General features: G+C 64.5%; 20 protein-coding genes. 2 read left to right on the plus strand and 18 right to left on the minus strand.

The features are described 5' to 3' along the window. Positions 1–24: 24 nt before the first annotated feature. The 10 genes from F1735_RS07270 to F1735_RS07315 form a co-directional block, all read right to left on the minus strand. Positions 25–564 (minus strand): PEP-CTERM sorting domain-containing protein, encoded by a 540-nt coding sequence (locus F1735_RS07270; RefSeq protein ID WP_167236310.1) that lies wholly within the window; start codon positions 562–564, stop codon positions 25–27. Between the two features lie 145 nt (positions 565–709). Beyond that, positions 710–2095 carry a hypothetical protein gene (locus F1735_RS07275; protein ID WP_167236311.1) on the minus strand — a complete coding sequence of 462 codons (1386 nt, stop codon included), beginning with the start codon at positions 2093–2095 and terminating at the stop codon, positions 710–712. Continuing rightward, positions 2092–2970 carry an ABC transporter ATP-binding protein gene (locus tag F1735_RS07280; protein ID WP_167236312.1) on the minus strand — a complete coding sequence of 293 codons (879 nt, stop codon included), beginning with the start codon at positions 2968–2970 and terminating at the stop codon, positions 2092–2094. Before F1735_RS07280 ends, F1735_RS07275 begins: the two co-directional genes overlap by 4 nt. Further along, positions 2967–3365 (minus strand): GntR family transcriptional regulator, encoded by a 399-nt coding sequence (locus tag F1735_RS07285; protein WP_187364180.1) that lies wholly within the window; start codon positions 3363–3365, stop codon positions 2967–2969. The genes F1735_RS07280 and F1735_RS07285 overlap by 4 nt, the downstream gene beginning before the upstream one ends. 270 nt (positions 3366–3635) lie before the next feature. Next, positions 3636–4172 carry a PEP-CTERM sorting domain-containing protein gene (locus tag F1735_RS07290; RefSeq protein ID WP_167236313.1) on the minus strand — a complete coding sequence of 179 codons (537 nt, stop codon included), beginning with the start codon at positions 4170–4172 and terminating at the stop codon, positions 3636–3638. Positions 4173–4389: 217 nt separating this feature from the next. Then, positions 4390–9552, minus strand: coding sequence for a RecQ family ATP-dependent DNA helicase (locus tag F1735_RS07295; RefSeq protein ID WP_167236314.1), 5163 nt, complete (start codon positions 9550–9552; stop codon positions 4390–4392). Between the two features lie 206 nt (positions 9553–9758). Continuing rightward, a complete protein-coding gene (locus tag F1735_RS07300; RefSeq protein WP_167226320.1) occupies positions 9759–10340 on the minus strand; it encodes a TerD family protein in 582 nt (193 codons plus the stop codon). 18 nt (positions 10341–10358) lie between these two features. After that, on the minus strand, positions 10359–11054 hold the full coding sequence (locus F1735_RS07305; RefSeq protein WP_167236315.1) for a TIGR00266 family protein: 696 nt from the start codon (positions 11052–11054) through the stop codon (positions 10359–10361). 62 nt (positions 11055–11116) lie between these two features. Further along, positions 11117–11692, minus strand: a complete 576-nt coding sequence (locus F1735_RS07310) for a TerD family protein (RefSeq protein ID WP_167236316.1) — start codon at positions 11690–11692, stop codon at positions 11117–11119. A 109-nt stretch (positions 11693–11801) separates the two neighbouring features. Beyond that, positions 11802–12839: a DUF475 domain-containing protein gene (locus tag F1735_RS07315; RefSeq protein WP_166892813.1), complete on the minus strand. Its 1038-nt coding sequence runs from the start codon at positions 12837–12839 to the stop codon at positions 11802–11804. A gap of 105 nt (positions 12840–12944) precedes the next feature. On the opposite strand from F1735_RS07315, the gene F1735_RS07320 reads away from it, so the two are divergent. Both F1735_RS07320 and F1735_RS07325 read left to right on the plus strand, forming a co-directional pair. Continuing rightward, entirely contained in the window at positions 12945–13853 is a 909-nt protein-coding gene (locus tag F1735_RS07320; protein WP_167236317.1) for a LysR family transcriptional regulator, read from the plus strand. Between the two features lie 57 nt (positions 13854–13910). Continuing rightward, positions 13911–15251 (plus strand): hemolysin family protein, encoded by a 1341-nt coding sequence (locus F1735_RS07325; protein WP_167236318.1) that lies wholly within the window; start codon positions 13911–13913, stop codon positions 15249–15251. Positions 15252–15548: 297 nt separating this feature from the next. On the opposite strand, the gene F1735_RS07330 is transcribed toward F1735_RS07325, so the two are convergent. The 8 genes from F1735_RS07330 to F1735_RS07365 form a co-directional block, all read right to left on the minus strand. Continuing rightward, positions 15549–16052 carry a hypothetical protein gene (locus F1735_RS07330; RefSeq protein ID WP_167236319.1) on the minus strand — a complete coding sequence of 168 codons (504 nt, stop codon included), beginning with the start codon at positions 16050–16052 and terminating at the stop codon, positions 15549–15551. Between the two features lie 160 nt (positions 16053–16212). Continuing rightward, positions 16213–16641 carry a GNAT family N-acetyltransferase gene (locus F1735_RS07335; protein WP_167236320.1) on the minus strand — a complete coding sequence of 143 codons (429 nt, stop codon included), beginning with the start codon at positions 16639–16641 and terminating at the stop codon, positions 16213–16215. Continuing rightward, positions 16642–17703, minus strand: a complete 1062-nt coding sequence (locus F1735_RS07340) for an AI-2E family transporter (protein ID WP_167236321.1) — start codon at positions 17701–17703, stop codon at positions 16642–16644. It lies immediately after the preceding gene. 28 nt (positions 17704–17731) lie between these two features. Beyond that, positions 17732–18331 carry an SCO family protein gene (locus F1735_RS07345; protein ID WP_187364181.1) on the minus strand — a complete coding sequence of 200 codons (600 nt, stop codon included), beginning with the start codon at positions 18329–18331 and terminating at the stop codon, positions 17732–17734. Continuing rightward, on the minus strand, positions 18328–19221 hold the full coding sequence (gene cyoE / locus F1735_RS07350) for a heme o synthase (protein ID WP_167236322.1): 894 nt from the start codon (positions 19219–19221) through the stop codon (positions 18328–18330). Before cyoE ends, F1735_RS07345 begins: the two co-directional genes overlap by 4 nt. Next, the gene (locus F1735_RS07355; RefSeq protein ID WP_167236323.1) at positions 19218–20357 is read right to left on the minus strand and encodes a COX15/CtaA family protein; all 1140 of its coding nucleotides are present in this window, start codon (positions 20355–20357) and stop codon (positions 19218–19220) included. The genes cyoE and F1735_RS07355 overlap by 4 nt, the downstream gene beginning before the upstream one ends. 3 nt (positions 20358–20360) lie before the next feature. Next, positions 20361–20882 (minus strand): SCO family protein, encoded by a 522-nt coding sequence (locus F1735_RS07360; protein WP_229505668.1) that lies wholly within the window; start codon positions 20880–20882, stop codon positions 20361–20363. A 73-nt stretch (positions 20883–20955) separates the two neighbouring features. Further along, on the minus strand, positions 20956–21684 hold the full coding sequence (locus F1735_RS07365; RefSeq protein WP_167236325.1) for an SURF1 family protein: 729 nt from the start codon (positions 21682–21684) through the stop codon (positions 20956–20958). Between the last annotated feature and the right edge of the window lie 24 nt (positions 21685–21708).

Genomic DNA, 21708 nt, shown 5'->3' on the forward strand with positions numbered 1-21708 from the left:
ACAGGGCGCCGCCCACCTCAGCCCTTAAACCGACTTGCGGCGACGCGCGGCAGCGCCGACGGCCAGCAGGCCCGCGCCCAGCATCAGCCAGGATTGCGGCTCGGGCACGGCGCTCACTTCGCTCACTGTATAGGTCACGTTCGAGGTCCAGCGACCGCCGGCAATGTACGGCTCGCCGCCGCCATTAAAGCTTGCGTAGGATCCGTAACTTTCCCCGGTGCGTACAGACTCGGAAGAATAATACGAATCGGTACTTTCGTAGCGGCCAATGTCGAACTGCGGCGCACTGCCCGGCACCCACGAGAAACTGCGGATCGTACACTGAGCGCAGCCCGGATAATCGTAACCGCGATAGGTCAACGACTGCAATTCGGACTTGTCGAACTTGCCGTCGGCGTTCAAGTCGTTCACCGAAAAACTGCCCTTGAGCGTGGCGTCGAAGGGACTGCCGCTTTCGAGTCCGAGGAAGCCGCCGGTAAAAGTCCAGTCGTAGGACTGGATGGCCGCCTGGGCCGGGGTAAGGAACATGAAGGCGGTTGCTGCGCATGCGATGTAACGTAACATTTTTATTCCTATAATATTGTAAAAGTCTACATTATAGCCGCGAAACCATGTTGCACACACAACAATAAATGCAATGTCAGGGTAGTGCTGCGCGCCTGGGCCCGCGCAACGATGGGCTAAGCGAGCGGGTGCGGAAAAGTGCCGATCAGGCCGGGCGCCCGGCCGGGAAGGCGGATGGCGCCGTCACCATGCGCAGCCAGCAATGGCGCGCCCAGGCGGCGCTGGCCAGCAGCGTCACGGCCCCGATCATGCACCAGGTGGCGTTGTCGAAGCGAGCGCTCAGGGCGGCGTATTGCAGTGCCGCGGCGGGTAGCAGCCAGAGCGTGCAAGCACCGAGCACACCGTTGCGTACACCGGCGCCGCCCGCGTAGTCACGCAAGGCCAGCGCGCTGGCGCCAATACCGAGGCAACATGCCGGCAGCAGCCGCGCCACGTCCAGCGGGCTGGCGCCGAGACCGAACGCCAATGCCAGGGTGAGCACGCTGATGATGGCCCAGCAGCTGGCCAGGCGGGCGAGCAAGGCGCGCGCCAGCACCGTGTTCATGGCGGCGGCGCCGGGAGCGCGCGGCGCCAGGCGCAGCAAGGACTGTTGGGCGCGGGTTCGCCGGAACGCCCACACCAGGGCGTGCGGCAGCGCCGCCTGCAACAACAGCGCGGCCGCCATCAGCGCCGGCATCGGGAGCATGAACGATATCCCCTTTGACCAGCCGAGCGCCCCGGCCGCCACGCCGATGGCGCTGACGCAGGCGGCCCCGATCACCCAGTCGCGCTCCAGGCGCAGCGCCGGGCCGAGCGCGTGCAACAGCAAAGGGCCAGGCGCGCCGCGTGCGCAATCGCGCCGCAGTGCGCGCGCATAGGCGCGCCCCGCCCGCCCGCCTGGCGTGCGGCCGGCCAGCGCCGGGGCGCGCAGCGGCCATGGGCTGCGCAACAGGCGCCGCGTCAAGGCGTACCCGACGACAATACAAAACACGGCCCCGACAGCGCTCAGCAGGTCCACGTTCAACACCCGCTCCGGCAATCCGGGAACCAGCCATGACACCACGCCGGGCAGGAACAAGGTGGCGCAAACGAGGTAGCCCAGCAGCGGGAACACCACCATGAGCGCGAAATAGCTCATGACCGTACAGACGATCACCAAGGTCGGGATCAGGGGAGCGCCGGCCAGCACGAACAGCCCTGTCAGCACGCCGGCGACCAACAGATAGACCAGCGCCAGCAGGCGCAGCGAACGCCGCGCCAGATCAGGCACCAGCTTGCTCGCGACATGGTTTTGCCGGACCATCGACCCCAACAGCAGGCCCCACCACAACAGCGACAGGAGCGCCAGCGGAATGCCCGCGCCGAGGCCGATGGAGCGCCGCCACTGTCCGCTCAGCGCGCCGGCCACGAGCGGCGTCACCAGCATGGCCGCCAGGAACAGCCAGCTCAGCCCATTGCCGCCGAGGCTGGTGCGGCCGCGGATGGCGGCCATCGCGATGGCGCCGCTGGCGCGCCACTCGGCGCCGGCATCGTCGATGCGCAGCGCGCTCATTGGGTCACCGCCACGAACAGGTCTTCCAGGCTGAGCGCTTCGAGCCGCAGCGCCGGCTCGCGCCCGGCCCGGGCCTGCAAGCCTGCGCCGGCCGCGCTCGTGATGACATGGGTGACGCCATCGTGCGTGCTGGTGCGGCGCAGTTCGCCGTCAATCACCAGGGTCGCCAGCAATGTACTCGGGCCGCTGACCCGGCGCGCATTCTCCAGCAGCTCGTCGAGCGCACCCTGCAGCGCGATCTTTCCGTCTTTGAGGAAAGCCACGTCCGGCGCCACCCGTTCCAGGTCCGACAGGATGTGCGTCGAGAACACCACCGTGGTGCCGCGCTCGATCACATCGTCGACCAGCTCGCGCAAAAAGTCGCGCCGGCCGACCGGGTCGAGCGCCGACACCGGTTCGTCCAGCACCAGCAGGTCCGGGTCGTGCGCCAGGGCGCGGATGATCGACAGGCGCTGCTGCTCGCCGCCCGACAAAGTGCTGATCGCCTTGTCGCACATGGGCGCATCGAAGCCCCAGCGCGCCAGCAACTGCGTCACGCGCGCCCCGTTCCAGCGCGGGTACAGCGCTTCGAAGTACGCCAGCATCTGGCGCGCCGTCATCCATTCGAACAAGTCGCTCGCCTGCGGCACGTAGCCGATGCGGGCGCGCGCGGCGCACGACAGGTCGGCGACCGCTTCGCCGAAGGCGGTGACCTGGCCGCCATCGCTCTCGCGCAGGCCGAGCAGGCATTCGAGCAGGGTCGACTTGCCGGCGCCGTTGCGGCCCAGCAGGCCGATGACCTGGCCCGGCCGCACTTGCCAGTCGAGCGCGTTGAGGACGGGCTGGTCGCCGAAGTGCTTGGTCAGCGCCGAGGCGTGCAGGATGGGGGCGGTCATGGCGTGTCTTTCAGTATGTGGGTGAACAGGGCAAGGACGGTAGCGGGATCGAGTTCGAGCTGGCGCGCTTCGAGCGCGGCGCGTTCCAGGGTCGGGCGCAGCAACTGGGCGCGTTGCGCCAGGCTGTGGCCGGAGGGCGGCGCGTCGGCCACCGTCATGCCGAGGCCGCGCCGGCGCGTGAGCACGCCTTCGGTTTCGAGCAGGCCCCAGGCTTTCGAGACCGTCATGGGATTGACGGCCAGGGCCAGCGCGACGTCGCGCACGGACGGCATGGCGTCGCCCGGAGCGAGCTGGCCGCCGGCGATCAGGCGCCGTGCCTGGTCCACCAATTGGCGGTAGATCGGCTCGGATGACCCGGTGGCGATCGAGAACAGATGGGTTAAAGGGCTGCTCATATCAGTCTAGTGTATTAATTAACTAATACAGTATACGTATGCGACGAGGCGGTCAAGCCTTTCCGGCGCCATTTTTGCTCGGGATCAGTTGTTCGGGGTCAGGTCTGATTACTCGGGGTCAGCTCTGGCAGTCAGCGCAGGGACAGCGCGCCGAAGCAAGCCAGCATCGGCTGCGCCCTCATGCACCCGAACAGCTCGCTCGCGTGCGGCACGCAGCCGATGCCGGCGCGCCGCTTACGGCAGCTGGCAATCGCAATAATGCATGCGCACTTAGTTCGGCCTGCGGCGGCGTGCGGCAGCACCGAGGGCCAGCAGGCCCGCGCCCAGCATCAGCCAGGTTTGCGGCTCGGGCACGGCGCTCACTTTCCAGGTGACGTTCGGGGTCCAGTCACCACCGCTACTGTACGGCTCGCCTTGACCATAGACGCCTCCGAAGTCGCTGAACTTGACCCCTGTTTTTATGGAATAGGAATAATAGGTCGGCCCAGCATAGTTTGAACGGGAAATGTCGAACTGCGGTGCATTGCCCGGTACCCACAAGAAGCTGTCGATTGCACACTCAGCACAGTTCGTATATTCGTGGCCAAAATAGGAAAGCGACTGCAATTCGGATTTGTCGAACTTGCCGTCGGCGTTCAAGTCGTCCACCGTGAAAGTGCCCTTGAGCGTGGTGTCGCGAGGAAGTGAGCCACCAGTGTCGGGATAAGCAAAGCCGCCAGTGAAACTCCAGTCATAGGACTGCAGGGCCGCCTGGGCCGGGCTGAGGAACAGGAAGGCGGTTGCTGTACACGCGAGATAACGTAACATGTTTAGTCCTTTAATGTTGTAAAAATATTCATTATAGCGACGGTGCCACGGCGCCCATGCGTTTTTTGTGTCCTGTTTGATGTCAGGTGTTAACATTTCGCCACGAGCTGAACAGTGGCGATGCGTGCCCGAGGCCTCACTGCCGAGGCCGTGTCCGTTTGTCAGACCTGGCACCGGCGTTTGTCAGACCTGGCACCGGCGTTTGGCGTCAGCCGGTTCAGATGTCGAAGACGAGTTCCGGCAGCACCACTTCCCATTGGTCGCAGCGGGCCAGACGGCGGTAATCGGTGTCGTCGTCGGCAGCCTGGCGTACCAGGATGGCCGCGACCCGTCCCGCGCTCCAGCGCAGATTGGGCGGCGGCTTGAATGAGCGGGCCAGCTGGCCCACCACCACCGCGTCGAGCGTGACCAGCTCCCACCTGGCTTTGCCCTCGCGTAGCAGCAGCGGATCGTCGATCCGCAGCGCCCCGATGGCGCGATGGACCGGGTCGCCCGGCGCCATCCGGCCGACGAAGCTGATGTCGACATCCTGCAAGGTGAGCTGCAGATAGCGGCGCCGCAGCGCACCCGGCGGCGCAGCCAGCGCCACCGGCGCGCGGCGCAGCAGGCATGGGGCGTCGTTCAGTGCGTCGAGCAGGCTGGCCGGACGGCTGCGCGATGGCGCAAAGCGCGCCAGGGTCAGTGTCTGGCGTGCGCGCGTCATGGCCACGTAATACAGGCGGCGCGGCGCATCGGCGTCGTCGTTGTCGCCGCGCTCAGTCCAGTGGCCATCGGTCACGGCGACGTGGTCGAATTCGAGACCCTTGGCGCGGTGCGCCGTCAGCAGCAGTAAGCCAGTCTGACGCCGGCGTGCTTCGCGGCCCCATTCGGCCAGCCATTCGATGAAGTGCGCCACCGGCAGTTCGGCGCCGCCCGTCTCGAGCGCGTATTCCCGCACCGCCTGGCGCAACAGGGCAAGCCAGGTGCCGTGCGGCTGGGTGTCCAGCCAGGCGTCGATGGCGGCGGTGTCGACCAGCGCAGCGGCGTCCTGGCGCAGCCAGCGCACCAGCGCCTGGGTTTCGCGCAGGCGCCAGAATTGCGCGGTTTCTTCGTTGGCCAACTGCACCGGGATGGCGTTCATCATGCAAAAGGCGCGCACCGGTTCCAGGGTTTTCCATTCGCGCGCGATGACCGCCACGCAGGCCCAGTCCCAGCCGGGATCGAGCGCGGCGAGGCGCTGCAATTCGGCCATGATGGCCAGCGCCTGGCTGGCGTTATCCACGCCGGCGTCGATGATCTGCACCCGGCCGCGCCCGACCGCGTCGCGCGCCTGCCACGCACCGCCCGCGTCAAGCTTGCTGCGCGCGCGGTCGATGCCGATCGGGTTCTGGCTTTTCATGCGCGCGCAAGCCGGCGCGATCAGCTGGTTGGACGCGTCGATGATGTGCCGCGTCGAGCGGTAGTTCTCGGTCAGATAGGCCGGCCTGGCGCTGTAGTCCTGTTCGAAGCGGCGGATGAAGTCGACCGAGGCGCCGTTGAAGGCGTAGATGTTCTGGTCGTCGTCGCCGACCGCGAACAGGGACAGGCGCGCATCCTCGTCGGCGCTGTTGCGCCCCGCCAGCGCCGAGATGAGCGCGTACTGGTCCGGTCCGATGTCCTGGTATTCGTCCACCAAAATCCAACGGAAGGCGCCGAGCAGGCGGTCGCGCTGCTCGTCCGCTTCCTGCGGCGCCAGGCCGGTTCCGTTCAACAGGGCCACCGCCTGCGGAATGACTTGCCTGAGCAGGTCCTCGGCAGCGCCGGGGTGCTTGTCGAAGCTGATGCCGGCCAGGCGCATCGCCAGCGCGTGGCAGGTCAGCACGATCACGCCGGCGGCGTCGCGCCCGATCAGGGCGGCCAGGCGGCGCCGGATTTCGACGGCGGCGTGGCGGTTATAGGTCAGCACCAGGATCGCGCGTGGATTCTCGCGCCGCACCCGCACCAGGTAAGCGATGCGATGCACCAGCACGCGCGTCTTGCCCGAGCCGGGGCCGGCCAGCGCCAGCACGTTGGTGCGTTCGCGGTCGTCGGCCACGATGCGCTGCTGGGCGCTGTTATTGAGGCTCTCGACAATCGCGCGCCACGAGGCCGGCGTGGTCTGGCGCTCCAGTTCCTTTTCGCGCGCCGGCAGCCATTGCGCGATGAACTGATCGCGCTCCATGCCGAAGTAATCCATCGCCAGTTGCAGCGCGTCGGCCATCTTTTGCAGGCCGCGCTGCACGTATTCGGCCATGACGTGGATCTGCACCACCTGTTCACTGTAGTGCAGCTGCAGCGGCGCGAAGTCGGCCTTGTAAAAGCCGCGCCGTTCGGGCGCCAGGCGAATCGTCATCGCCGGGCGGAACACCGCCATGCCCTTGTTCAGGCGGATCACGCCCTGCTCGTGCAGCCACAGCAGGCCGCGGTCGACCAGCCTGGGGCACGACTTGGCCCGGCCCGCCAGTTCCAGGTCGCCCTCGATGGCCGCAAGCAACTGGCCGAGCGTGGTGCTGGCCAGTTGGTCGTTGCCGCGGGCGCTGGGCGGCAGGCTGGCGAGCAGGTGCCGCAGCAGCGCGCCAGCGCCGTCGCGGCGCAGGGCGGCGGTGCTGGCGATCTGCTGCCAGCTGCGTTGCAGGGTGACCTGCACGTTTTCGGCGTCGAGCTGGCGCACGCCCAAACTGCCGACGCCATCGTCGCCATGGCCGTCGTTGGCGATGCTGCGCACGATGCGCAGCAGCTTGTCGGGCAAGGCCCAGTCCAGGCCCGCGTCTTTCAGGCGCGAGCTGGCGTGGCGCAGGTGCAGCACCGAGCAGCCGCCCTTGGCCAGGTCGGGCGCGCCTTCGCGCATGGCGTTCAACAACGCTTCTTCGAGCGCGCAGCTTTGTTCGAACAGGCGCCTGGACGACATCTCCACCGCCACGTGCATGAAAGCGGTCAGCGCGGTGTCGTTGCTGGCGATCTTGTACTGCTCCAGCTCATACAAGGCGGCGCGCACTTTCTCGGCCGACAGGCCCGAAGCGTTCATCAATTCGTCGGTGGAGATGCCTTCGTCGGCGTCGGCGCCGATCAGGGCCTCCACCAGCGTCAGCAAGGCCGTGCGATGCTCCTGGAACAGCGGATAGGCGGCCAGCTTCTCGCGCGCCTGCTCGAGCGTGGCCACGCGCAGCGAGGATGGGAAGATCTGCACCTGGTTTTCTTCGCGCGTGAGCAGCCTGGCTTCTTCCAGCCAGGCGATGGCGGTGCGCACGCGGGTGTCGTCGGTGGCCGAGTCGCGCGCAAAGTCGCCGTCGGCGTCTTCGGTCAATATCTCGCCGGCGGTGGCGATGATGTCGGCGTCGCCGTGTTTTTTTCGCTCCAGGCGCTTGATCGCCTTGAGCACCACCTGGATATCCTGCTGCGACAGGCGCGAGCGGGCCGACATGGCGAACTGGCGCTCCACATCCTCCACCGTGTAGAGCAGCACGCACTGGGCCGCGCTGCAATCGCGCCCGGCGCGCCCGGCTTCCTGCAGGTAGTTTTCGAGCGAGCCGGGAATGTCGGCATGGATCACCAGGCGCACGTCCGGCTTGTCGATGCCCATGCCGAAGGCGTTGGTGGCGACCATGACTTTGAGCTCGCCGGCGATGAAGGCTTGCTGGCGGTCTTTCTTGTCGCGCCCGCGCAGGCCGGCATGGAAGTGCGCCGCGCCTACCTCTTTCTGGCGCAGGAAGGCGGCGACTTCCTCGGTCTGTTTTTTGGTGGCGCAGTAGACGATCGCGCCGCCGGGCGCGTGCGCGGGCAGTTCGGCGTCGAGCAGTTGATGGATGTGCGCGAATTTTTCGGCCGGGGTGGTGGGCACCACCGAGAACGACAGGTTGACGCGGCGCGCACCGCCATCGAGCACGATCAGGTCGATCCCGACTTTGTCGCGAAAGTGTGCCAGCATGTCGGCCACCACGTCCGGTTTGGCGGTGGCGGTCAGGCACAGCACCGGGGCGATGTCGCCCTGCCCGGCGCGCTCGCGGATGAAGCGGCCGACGTAGCGGTAGTCGGGGCGGAAATCGTGGCCCCATTTCGAGATGCAGTGCGCCTCGTCGAGCACCCAGGCGCCGATCTCGCGCTGTTCCAGCACGCGCCGCACGCCGGGGCTGCGCAGTTGTTCGGGCGAGACGATGACGATGCCGGCGTCGCCCAGGCGCACCCGCTCCAGCGCGGCGGCCCGTTCGGGAATCGACAGCAGGCCGTTAATCGCCACCGCGCAGCCGATGCCGCGCGCTTCCAGGCCCGCCACCTGATCGGCCATCAGCGCCACCAGCGGCGAAATGACGACCGTCAGCGCGCCGGTCTTGTCGTAGCGCGACAGGGCGGCAATCTGGTAGCACAGCGACTTGCCGGTGCCGGTGGGGAGGATGCCGAGCACGTGGCGGCCGCGCATGGTGGCGTCGACGATCGCTTCCTGCAAGGGGCGGCCGTGGGCGTCGCACGGTTCGGGGCGAAAGGCGGTCATCGTCGGGAACCAGCGCGTCAGTTCCGCCAGCGGGTTGTGGCGCGCGCCGCACCAGGCGCAGGCCGGATCGCTGCAGGCCGTATCGCGCAGAAGCCGCACCAGTTGCGCCGCTTGCGGGAACTGGTGGCGCACCCAGGGCGGCATGACGGAGCTGGCGCCAGCCACCGAGAGCCAGGCCAGTACGTAGGCCAGCACCCAGCCGAGGGTGGGCGCGTCGGCGGCGACCGCCGCCGCCTGGATCATGCAGGCCTGGCCGTCGAGGCGGCTCAGGATGGCGGCAATGGCGTCGGCATCGTTCGGGCGCGTGTTGCGGCGCACCATCATGAACAGGGAATTGAGACCCGATAGCGTCCCGGCATCGGTGGTGAGCCAGTGCCAGGCCAGCAGCAGGGCGGGCGCGCTGTCCTGCATCTCGCGCAAGGCGGCCAGCTGGTCGGTGAACACTTGCAGGGTCAGGCGGGCGTCGCGCTCCGGGTCGTTGAGATTGCCGCGCTGCAGTTGGCCTTGCTTGTAATGCTTGACCAGGTGATGGTACGGATGGCGCGGAAAGGCGAGCGGATTGAGGCGCAAGGTGTCGACCATCGGCAGCTTGAGCAGGCGTAGTTGCGGCGCCACTGCGGCCAGGTGCGGCGCGTCGAATGCGAGCAGGTTGTGGCCGAGCAGGAAGGCGACCGGGTCGGCAAAGTCGTCGAGCCGCGCCAGCGCCTGCTCCAAATCGCCGTTGGTGAAGATGAAGGCCTCGCCGGTATCGCCGCGCACCGCAGCGAACTGGTGGATCAAGCCGTCTTTCAAGCCCACTTCCAGGTCAATCGAGAGGCAGCGCGGGGCGATGGCGGTGGCGGCGCCGGTCGATGGCGATTCCTGGCGCGCGGGCGCGCCGGTCGTTTCAAGGGTCATACAACGCTTTGCAATGAAAATGGTCGCATCGCGGGTGTGTTCCTCGCTTGCTGTTCCGAGCGCGATTCTAGCAGCGTGGTGTTGATCGATGCGCAAAAAAGAAAGCGCCCCGCGCCAAAAACCCGCATCGCATACGGATGGGCCTGGTGCGGGGCGCCGGTCGCGCAAGGCGCCTTGCCGGGATGGGACCCGGCCGGCGCACGCTGTTACAGGTGCGGCGTGATCTTCGGCATCAGCTCGTCGAAGGTCTGGCCGCTGCCGTTCTCGCCGATCGCGTGCATCTTCCACTCGCCGCCGTGACGGTACAGCTTGGCCATGATCTGGGCCGTGTGCTCGCCCTGCACCGACAGGTTAAAGCGCGCCACTTCCTTCTGGTCGGCGCCGTTGATGATGCGGCAGTAAGCGTTTTCGACCTGCGCGAAGTTTTGGCCGGTGAAGCTGTTCACGGTAAACACCAGCGACTTGACATTGGCCGGCACCTGGGTCAGGTCGACCAGGATCTGCTCGTCGTCGCCGTCGCCGGCGCCGGTGCGGTTGTCGCCCGTGTGGACGATGCTGCCATCCTTGCTCTTGAGCTGGCGGAACCAGACCACATCGACCGGGCTGCCGCTCTCGTCGAACAAGAGGCAGGAAGCGTCCAGATCGACCGACTGGGTCTTGCCGCCGAAGCCGAACAGGCCCTTGGTCTTGATGGCGTCCCATCCCAGGCCCATGGTGATGCGGGTCAGGGTGCTGCCGGCTTCTTTATCCAGAGAAATTTTCTGGCCTTTTTGCAGATTGACTGACATGGTATGACTCCTTGGTTTTTAGCGCGCGCGACCTGCCGCCCAGGCTTGGAACGAGGCACGGTTGCGCGAACAAATATAGACTTTGCCATTGCCGGAGAAGCGTAGCACGATGCCCTCCCCGCTGGTCTGGCTGTTGATCAGATTACCTAAAAAGCCGGCGCTGGCGCCGGTGGTGATCGACGGCGTGTACTGCAGGCTGCTGTCCCAGGCGACCACGTGCGAATTGTCGATCGTGACGTCCTTGCCCTTCTCCACCACCAGCTCATGCATCGAGCCGAAGCCGGACACGACCACCTGGCCGGTGCCGCTGGTTTCCGTGACGAAAAAGCCGCCGCTGTCGGCGAACAGCGCATTGCCGAGGCTTTGCGTGCGCACCTTGAGGTCGACCCTGGCGCTGGCCGCGACAAAGGCGCCGTCGCTGAGCAGGTAGTGGCGCTGGCCGACGTCGATGATCTGCATCGCGCCCGGCAGGGTCGGCGAAAGCAGGCAATCGCCATCGCCGCGCAGCGCTTCGATGTGCTGCTGGAAGAACGATTCACCGTTGGCGAAGCGCCGCATCAGCGCGCTGCCGATGCCGCCCTGCATCTTGCCCTTGAGGTCAAGCGCGGATTCCATCATCACCATCGCGCCCGATTCGCAGTAAATCGTCTCGCCGCGCGTCATGGACACGTGCAGGAAAGGATCGATATCGCCTGTGATGGTAAAAACTGGCATGCTGGCTCCTTATCGCAGCCCGCGCGGTTGGCTACATGCGCCTGCGCGGGCCGCACAACACCTTAAACGTTGACGCCGAAACTCGTTGCCAGAGGACCCAGGCCACCCTGGAAGCCCTGGCCGATGGCGCGGAATTTCCAGTCGCTGCCAGCGCGGTAGACTTCACCGAAGATCATGGCCGCTTCCGTCGAGCCGTCTTCCGACAGGTCGTAGCGGGCGATTTCGGCGTTGCCGGCGGCATTGACGCAGCGGACGAACGCTTTCGATACCATACCGAAGTTCTGGCGGCGTGTCTCGGCATCGTGAATCGTCACGGCCAGCACGATCTTGTCGATATCGGCCGGCACGTTGGCCAGCTCGATGGTCACACTTTCGTCGTCGCCGTCGCCGGCGCCGGTTTTGTTGTCGCCCGAGTGGGTGATCGAGCCGTCAGCCGATTTCAGGTTGTTGTAGAAAATGAAGTCGGCGTCGGAACGGACCTTGCCGCTGGTGCCGAGCAGGAACACAGCGCCGTCCAGGTCGAACGCGCTGCCGTCGGTGGCGCGCGTGTCCCAGCCGAGGCCGACGATCATCTTGGTCAGGCCGGGTGCTTCTTTACTCAGGTTGACGTTACCGCCTTTTTGCAAGCTGATAGGCATACTTTATTCTCCAAAAGTTGTTAAGACAATGAACACCGGGGGAATGACGCGGCAAACTGGTGTTCTTCAGTTTGCCGCCTTTGTATTACTCAGCGCTTAACGACGTCGATTACGCCGCCAGTTGCAGTTTCTTGTGCTGCACCGAGGACCACAGCGAGGCGACGATAAAGGCCACGCCAATCAGGCCGGTGAAGATTTCAGGTACATGGAACTTCATGCTTGCCAACATGATCAGCGCCAGGATACCGATCGCATAGTGTGCGCCGTGCTCCAGGTACACGAATTCGTCGAGCGTGCCCTTCTTGACCAAAAACACCGTCATCGAACGCACGAACATCGCGCCGATTGCCAGGCCGAGCATGATGATCACGACGTCGGTGGTGATCGCAAACGCGCCGATCACGCCGTCGAAGGAGAACGAAGCATCGAGCACTTCCAGGTACAGGAAGCCACCGATACCACCGCGCTTGACCATGTCGCCGACATTGCTGCCTTCGGCTTCATCGCCTTCGAGCAGGCTGCTGATCGTGTCGACACCGACGTAAATCAGGATACCCCACAGGCCGGCCATCAGCACGACCATCTTTTGCGCTTCGGCGACCATCGTCATGCTGGCCATCAAGGTACCGAGTGCAATCATTACCGAAATCGAGCCAACTTTACCGAGCGCGCCGAGCTTTTCTTCGATGCGGCCGAGCCAGTGGGTTTCTTTTTCATCGTCCAGCAGGAAGTTCAGGAACACCAGCAACAGGAACATGCCGCCAAACGCCGCCACTTCCGCATGGTGCGCCGTCAGGTGCGCCGAGTACGCTTTAGGATCGGACAGGGCCAGGTTCCACACTTCGATAATGCCCAGGTCGGCGGCTTGCGCCACGATCACCAGCGGGAACAGCAAACGCATACCGAACACGGCGATGATGATACCGACGCCGAGGAACAGCTTTTGCCAGTAATCGTCCCAGGTCTTGAGCACCGAGGCGTTCACGACCGCGTTATCGAAGGACAGCGACACTTCCATGATGCCCAGGATGGCCGCCACGCCCAGCGCCGAGAACATGCCGCCGATCCCGTGGTGCTGGTAGCCCCACCATCCGGCCACCGCAAGGCAGACGAAGGTGACTAAAAATGAAATTCTGAAATGCTTCATGTCTTGATTTCCCTCATTTGTTATTGTTGATGGATGCAGTGTAGCCGCAAGCAATGCTTTTAAAAATAGGAGATAATCTGAGGATTACTTCTGAAAAACCGAAGCATGAAAAACACGGGAATGAATTTTCGCCATCTGTACTACTTCTGGGTGGTGGCCAAGGAGGGCGGCGTGACGCGCGCCGCCGAACGGCTGGGACTGGCGATCCAGACCATCAGCACCCAGCTCAGCCAGCTCGAGCAGTCGGTCGGCAAGGCGCTCTTCATGCAGCAGGGCCGCGGCCTGCAACTGACCGAGGCCGGGCGCCTGGCGCTGGCCTACGCCGACCAGATCTTCCTGCTGGGCGAGCAATTGCAGGAAGCGCTGGGCGAAGCCGACAGCGGGCGCACCCGCTTGACCGTCGGCATTTCCGACTCCTTGCCGAAGCTGACCGCCTTCCGCCTGCTGGAGGCCACCCTGCACCTGGCCACCCCGGTGCGCCTGGTGTGTTTTGAGGACCAGTTCGAAGCCCTGCTGGCCGACCTGGCCCTGCACAAGCTGGACGTGGTGCTGACCGACCGCGCGGTGCGCTCGGGCACCACCTTGCGCGTGTTCAGCCACATGCTGTTCGAAAGCGACACCATCGTGGTCGGCACGCCGGCCCTGGCCGGGGCCTACGCCGAGGGTTTTCCGGGCAGCCTGAACGGCGCGCCCTTCCTGCTGCCCACCCGCAACAACGCCTTGCGCGGACGGATCGACGAATGGTTCGAGTTGCACAATGTGCGGCCGGACGTGGTCGGCGAATTCGAAGACAACGCCCTGCTCAACACCTTCGGGCGACGCGGCGCCGGCCTGTTTTTCGCACCGGCGGCGCTGGCCGGCGACCTGGCCGACCAGTTCGGCGCGGTGCTGGCCGGCCACGTGCCGCAGGTGCGCGAGCACGTTTATGCCATCTCGAACGAGCGCAAAATCAAGCATCCCGCCGTCGAAGCAATCCTGTCGGCTGTACATCAAGGTGTGTTCAGCACGCCATGAACGGTACAATGACGATCCCGGTCCTTTGACCTCAGCGAAAAACTAAGCCGACTCTTTATGCAAAATGCCTTACTGGTCTTGCTCGCCCTGTTCCTGGTGGCGCTCAACGGCTTTTTCGTGGCGGCCGAATTCGGCATCGTCACCCTCCGAAAAACCCGCGTGCGCGCGATCGCCAAGAGCCAGGGGGTGCGCGGGCGCCTGCTGGGCAAGGTCCACGGCCAGCTGGACGCCTACCTGTCGGCCTGCCAGCTCGGTATTACCCTGGCGTCGCTGGGCCTGGGCTGGGTCGGCGAGCCGGCCTTTGCCAGCCTGCTCGAACCGGTGTTCGGCCTGCTGGGCGTCGAATCGGCGAAGATCATCCACACGGTGTCGTTCGTCATCGCCTTCAGCGTGATTTCCTTCCTGCACATCGTGGTGGGCGAACTGGCGCCCAAATCCCTGGCGATCCGCAATCCGGAAGTGGTGGGTTTGTGGACCGCGCCGGCGCTGTATATCTTTTACTGGTCGATGTACCCCGCGATCTACCTGCTCAACGGTAGCGCCAACCTGGTGCTGCGCCTGGCGGGCCTGTCCGGTTCGGGCGGGCATGACGCGCATTATTCGACCGAAGAACTCAAGCTGATTTTGCGTACCAGCCAGCCTGGCGAAAAATTTACCCGCGACGAGCGCCATATCCTGGCCCAGTCGCTCGACTTCAGCCAGCTGTCGGTGGCCGACCTGATGCGCCCGATCAATGAAGTGATCGCGCTGCATGCGAACAAATCGCTGGAAGACAATTTGCAGACTGTGGTGAGGAACCGTTTCAGCCGCTATCCCTACTTCGACAGCAATGGCGAAGACGTGCTGGGCGTGATCCATTTGAAGGATTTGTTCTTTGCGCAGCAGGCCGGGCGGCCGATCAAGGACCTGACCCAGTTTTTGCGCCCGGTCGAGACCATGTCGGCGCGCACGCCGGCGCAGCAGATGTTCCGCCGCTTCCGCGACGGCGCGCCGCACTTCGCGCTGATTGGCGAAAAGGGCAAGCGCCCGGTCGGGTTTATCACGCTCGACAACCTGCTCGGCGCCATGGTTGGCGAAATCCGCGACGAATTCCGCTTGAACGAAAACGATTGGCTGCGCCAGCCGGACGGCACCCTGATCGGCAAGGCCAGCCTGCCGATCTTCTCGCTGGAACGGATTCTGGGAATCGATATCGATAACGAGACGCTCGGCCTGGATGAAGTCGAATCGGTTGGTGGCTTGTTGATGGTGAAGCTGGGCGACATCCCCAAGCAGGGCCAGCGGATCGAGTTCCCTCACTTCGACATCGTGGTCAAGAAGATGAATGGCCCGCGCATCGTGCTGATCAAGGTGATTCCGCAGGTACACCGCACGCCTGATACGGACGAGCAGGACTGACTACAGCCGGTGTCAGGTCTGACATTCGGACACGGGCTCTTCTATCATGGCAAGTCGCGGCGCGGTGTCCGGTCTTACAGCTGCGTTCGTGTCCGAATGTCAGACCTGACACCGTATTTGTCGAATGTCAGACCTGACACCGTATTAGGCGATGATCCTGACATTGCTCCGTTCATGTGAAGGTCGGCACTGCCCCGCAGATCGCACTGTTGAAATTTGGCGCTGCCAGGCAGGGCAGGTTTAATGTGGAAAACAGACTCGCCGGTGGCGGTGGTGAGAGGCTTCGCCTTCGGGAAACTACGTGTTAACACGAATCCACTGGTTGTGCTCCTCATTCAGAACAGCATCGTCGAACGCCACGTAGGACTTGCCTTCATAATCTGTTGCAAGCCGAACTACAGTACCGCCAGAAAGCCGTGTATCGCCGGATTTACCCAAGTCGACGCCGAACCTTTTCTGTAGTGCTTTCCTGTATTTTTCCGGGTCTTCGGGATAAAACCAGACACTAGAAAGCCGCTCATTAAAGAAGGTCAACCGGGTGCTCCCGGGTACATTGAAGTCGGTAATGCCTCGAACCATGATGACCACCCTGTGATATGGCGGTCGCGGATCAGATGGCGCTTTCTTAGTGTCTTCCAAGACCTCCGAGCCCAGCATTATTGAACCGAGTCGGCGCTCGACTTCTTGCGGGGATGCATAGCTTTCCAAGGCCAAGGTCAGCTGCACAGGATTCGGTTCACGATTTGCACTGCAGCCGACTATCAGAAGACACGCCACAATGAAAATGAATCTATATGGCATTAGAAAAGCTCCTCACTTTTTACGGGTTACCCCAGTCGTATCGTCCTAATTCCGCCGAAAAATGGTGTTTCAGGACGCCAAGGGCGCAAACAGCCTCGCCTGGCTGAACAATTCTGATTTCCAGCTCTAAATATCGTTGACCACGGCCGGTTCAATGCCATCACTGATGCCCCGCGCGTGAAAAGAACACAATTTCCGGGTCGTTATCGTCCAGATTGTCGATCAATCCGCTGGTTCGAAATCCGGCCGACTTCAGCAGTTCCTGCATGCGCTGGTTGGACAGGTTGGTCGACGCAAAGAGTTTCGGCGTCGTACAGCGCGCCTGAAAATCACGCACCAGCGCCATTCCCAATCCCTGGCGGCGGAAACCTTCTCCGACCATGACCATCTCAATGAAGCCGTTACCGAAAAAATGGTATCCCAGGACGCCATAGGCGCCGACAGACTCGCCCGTCTGGGCGACATAGCAACATCCTGTGTCGATCCACTGCCGTATCTGAGCGCATCGCGCAGGTTCGCAGGACGCCACCGTATCGAGCGCGACCAGCAATTCATAGTCGGCTGCGGTGGCAGCCCTGATCGCCACCATCTATATATCGTTGACCACGGCCGGCTCGATCCCGGTCCATTCGCGCATCAGCGAGTACCCCACCGCCAGCAAGGTCGGCCCAATGAACAAGCCGACAAAACCGAACGCCAGCACCCCGCCCAGCACCCCCAGCAACACCAGCAGGAACGGCAGGCTGCTGCCACGGCTGATCAGCATCGGCTTGACCACGTTGTCGACCCCGCTGATGAGCACCAGCCCCCACACCACCATGAAGATGCCCCAGCCGGTCTGGCCCTGGTTGAACAGCCAGATCGCCGCCCCGCCCCAGATGATCGGCGGGCCGACCGGCACCAGCGACATCACAAACGTGGCCACCGCCAGCAGCGGCACCCCCGGCACGCCGGCGATCACAAAGCCGATCGCGGCCACCACGGCCTGCGCCAGCGCCGTTCCCAGCAATCCATACATGACCCCGCGCACGGTCTGGCTGACGGTGGTGGCGATGCGCTCGGAGCGCTCGCCGATGATGCGTTTCATGGCAACTCCGATGGCCACCAGCAAGGTCGGCCCGTCGCGGTACAAGAAGAAGCTGACGAAGGCAGCCAGGCTCATCTGCGCAACACCCGCTCCCAGCACGATGCCGCCGCCGAGCAGGTAGTGGCGCGCCGGTTCCAGCAGGCGCTGGGCCAGTTCCATCATCTGCTCGCGGCTCGAGACCAGGTTGCCCACGTAGTTGTAGAGCGTTTCACCCACCACCGGAACCTGGCGCAGCCAGCCCGGCGGCTCCACATGCCCGGTGGCGACCGCGGCCTTCAATTGCTCGTAGAAGCGCCCGACATCGTCGGCCAGGTTGTAGGCCACCAGCGCGATCGGCAGGATCACCAGGCAGGTCAGGGTCAAGGTGAGCGTCAGCGCGGCCAGGGTGCGCCGGCCACGCATGCGCGCCAGCACGTACAGGTAGATCGGCCAGGAGGAAATCACGATGGCGGCGGCGAACAGGATCGCCGCCAGGAAGGGGCGCAGGACATACAGGCAACCGATGATAAGCAGCGCGATCGCGCCCATGAATGCGTAATTCTTGCCGCTGCGCTCTTGGTCCATGGTCACCCAGTCAGGTCAGTGTTGCGGGTCAGTTCAACAGTTGCTTGATGTCGTGTACGATCGGCGCCGGGCCTTTGCCGTGACGCACGAACAGGCGGATCTTGCCGTTGCGGTCGAACACATAGCTGGCGGCGGTGTGGTCCATCGAATAGCTGCCTTCCGTCTTGCCGTTGACCTTGGCGTAGAACACCTTGAATTCCTTGGCCACTTTGGCGGTGGCTTCGGCGTCGCCATACAGGCCGAGAAAGCGCGGGTCGAACGCCGGCACATATTGCGCCAGCAGCGCCTGGGTATCGCGCGCCGGGTCGATGGTGACGAACAGCACCTGCACCTTGTCGGCGTCGGGACCGAGTTCCTTCATCACCGCCGCCATCTCGGCCATGGTGGTCGGGCACACGTCGGGACACTGGGTGAAGCCGAAAAACATCACCACCACCTTGCCCTTGAAGTCGGCCAGGGTGCGCGGCTTGCCGTTGTGGTCAGTCAGGGCGAAGTCGCGCGCGTAGTCCAGGCCCGTCAGGTCGGTGTTCTGGAAACCCGGCGGCGCAGGCGGCGTGGCCGCCTTGTCGCAGGCGGCCAGGGTCAGCATCGCAGGAAGAATACACAGGGCAAACAGTTTCTTGATCATATTTTGACGTAGTGGTCGAGCAACAGCGCGGCAAACAGCAGCGACAGGTAGATGATGGACCAGGTGAACGCCTTGCGCGCCACCTGGTCGGAATAGTGGCGGTACACCTGCCAGCCATGCCACAGGAACACGGCATTGAGCAGCACCGCCGACACCAGGTAGATGTGCCCGCTCATGCGCACCGAGTAGGGCAGCAAGGTCGTCGCCGCCAGCACGATGGAATACAGCCAGACATGGAAACCGGTGAAATTCATGCCGTGCGTGACCGGCAACATCGGCAAGCCCGAGCGCGCGTAATCGTCGCGCCGGTACATGGCCAGCGCCCAGAAGTGCGGCGGGGTCCACACGAAAATGATCAGCACCAGCAGCCAGGCTTGCATCGGCACGTCGTTGGCGACCGCCGCCCAGCCGAGCGCCGGCGGCATCGCGCCCGACAGCCCGCCGATGACGATGTTCTGCGGCGTGGCCGGTTTCAGGATCATGGTGTAGATGACGGCGTAGCCGACAAAGGTCACGAAAGTGAGCCACATGGTCAGCGCGTTGACCATCGTATAGAGCACGGCCATGCCGGCGCCGCCGATGATGGCCGAAAAGATCAGGGTCTGGGTCTTGGTCAGTTCGCCCATGGCGGTGGCGCGGCGCGCGGTGCGCGCCATGCGCGCGTCGATCTCGGCCTCGACCAGGCAGTTGACCGCGAACGCGGCCCCGGCCAGCAGCCAGATGCCGATCGTGGCCGGCACCAGGATGCGCCAGCTCGGCACGCCCTCGGTGGCCAGCAGCATCCCGATGACGGCGCAGAACACGGCCAGCTGGGTGACTCTTGGTTTGGTCAGCGCCCAGTACTGGGCGACGCGGTTGGCGGATTTATGTGTTGCGGTCTGGGTTGTCATGGGTGGTTTGCTTGCAGTACCGGTCCGGAGGGGTACTTGATCTTGTAGTTTAACATGGTCACCATCAGCACCAGCAGCGCCGCGCCGGCGTTATGCAGGACGGCGATGGTCAGCGGAAAGTTCAGATAGACGGTGGCGATGCCGCTCGCCGCTTGCACAGCGAGCACGATGGCGATCCCGCGCGCATGCCGCGCCACGCCGGGGTGGGCCCGCGCGCGCCAGGCGGCCAGGCCCAGCACCGCCAGCACCACGAAGGCGAAGTTGCGATGCACCCAGTGGATCGCGGTCAGGGCCGAAAACGGCAGGTAGTGGCCGGCGGCGGTCTTGCCCAGCTCGCGCCACAGGTGGAAGCCGTGCCCGAAGTCCATCTCGGGCACCAGCTTGCCGTTACACAGCGGGTAATCAAGGCAGGCCATCGTGGCGTAGTTGGTGCTCACCCACCCGCCCAGGGCGATCTGGATGGCCAGCACCACGGCAGCGGCCAGCGCCAGGCGGCCCGGCATGCCGGGCGCGGCGCCCGCGATGGCGTCGGGCGCGGTAAAGCGCCCGTGCGCCAGCGCGCTGGCGCGGTTCTGGCGCGCGCCCAGCCACACCAGCATGGCCAGCAATCCCATCCCCAGCAGCAGGTGGGTGGTGACGATCACCGGTTGCAGCTTGAGCGTGACGGTCCAGGCGCCGAAGGCGCCCTGCACCAGCACGAACACAAACAGCATGGTCGGCAGCGCCGGCGCGTATTCGGCGCGGCGCGTCTTGCACCACTGGTTCCAGGCGGTGCCCATCAGGGCCACGATCAGCACGCCGATGCCCATCGCCAGGTAGCGGTGGATCATTTCGATCCAGGCTTTGACGAGCGTCACCGGTCCGCTCGGCATCAGCGTTTCGGCTTTGACGATCTCGGCGTGCGCCAGGAAGGGATTGGCGGCGCCGTAGCAGCCCGGCCAGTCCGGACAGCCCAGCCCCGAATCGGTCAGGCGCGTAAAGGCGCCGAACACGATCAGGTCGAACGTGAGGAAGACCGTGATCCAGACCAGCTTGCGGTATTTGTTCGGGTCGGACGACATCCACACCATCGACAGCGGCAGGCCGGCCGCCAGCAGGCCGGTCAGGCCCAGTTGCACCATGGACGAGAGCTGCATCGCTTAGCCGATCGCGGACGCTTTGAGCACTTTGTACATATCCTTCTTCACCTTGGACGGATCGGGCTGCTTGGGGAAGCGCATCATCAGGTGGCCCATCGGGTCGATCAGGTAGGTATGGTCCTCGACCTTGCCGCCCGGCTCGAGCGGCAGCCAGGCCGCCACGTTAGCGGCCGGCACGCGCAGCATGTGGGTGCCATCGACCACCCGCATCAGCATGGTGTCGATCGGGCTGGCGTCCGTCACCAGCCAGACCCGTTCGATGCGCTCCATTTCCTTGCCCTGCATCAGGCGCAGCTGGCGCATCGCGACCAGCTGGTCGCGGCAGGCTTGTGGACACTCGCCCGGGCCCACCTGCAGCATGATCCATTTGCCCTTGTAGGCGTCGAGCGCGGCCGGCTTGCCGTCGAGCGTGGTGGCGCCCAGGGCGGCCGGGATCGGGTGCTTCTGCGGCTCGATCAGGGTGCCGTAATTGGTGCGCCCGGTCGGCTTGATCACGTAATAGGTGAGATAGGAAAACAGCATCGGCGCCGCGCACACGAAGACCACGGCCAGCAGTTTCCAGCGGCCGCTCCACTGAGTTGCTTCAGTCCTTGCTTCAGTCGTTTTGTTTTGTTCCACGTCGAAATCCTGTCATCACGAAAAAGAGCAGCGCCATGACCGCCAGCGCATACCATTGAAATGCATAACCCTGGTGTTTTTCCACATTCAGGGAGGGAGCCGGCCAGTTGCGCACCAGCTTGTCGCCGGCGGGCGCGGGGCCGCTTTGCTCGATAAAGAACGGTTGCACCGTCAGGCGGCTGGCCTGGGCGAATTCGTCCGGGGCCAGGTTTTGCAGGATGGCCTTGGGCGCCACCGGCGCCGCCGTCCCGAGCTGCATCACATGGCCCATGCTGGCGCGCGCCATGCCGGTAATGCTTACCGTGCCGGCCGGCGTATCGAACTCGGGCAGGCGGTCGAACTGGCCGGTGTAGCGCGGCAGCCAGCCGCGCGCCACCAGCACATGGGTGTCGCTGCCGTCGATGCGCAGCGGCATCAACAGGTAAAAGCCGGCCTTGCCTTCCTGCGGGCGGTTGTTCAAGAACAGCGGCCAGTCGCGCACGAAGGTGCCGGTCACCGTGACCGGGCGCAGTTCGACATCGGCCGCGGCCAGCAGGGCCGCGCCCACAGCTTGCGGGGCGGCGCCGGCGCGCGCCGTCATCTGCTGCTGCAGGGCGATTTTCTGGGCGGCGCGGCCATCCTGCCAGCGCCCCAGGACGATGCCGAGGGCCACCAGCAGCACGGTCGCCACAAAGGGAATGGCCCGAAAGCGGAAGCCGATACGCATTACAATGGTGCCTTACTCAAAAAA

This window comes from Massilia genomosp. 1, from assembly GCF_011682185.1.
GTDB classification, from domain to species: Bacteria; Pseudomonadota; Gammaproteobacteria; order Burkholderiales; family Burkholderiaceae_D; genus Telluria_A; species Telluria_A rubra.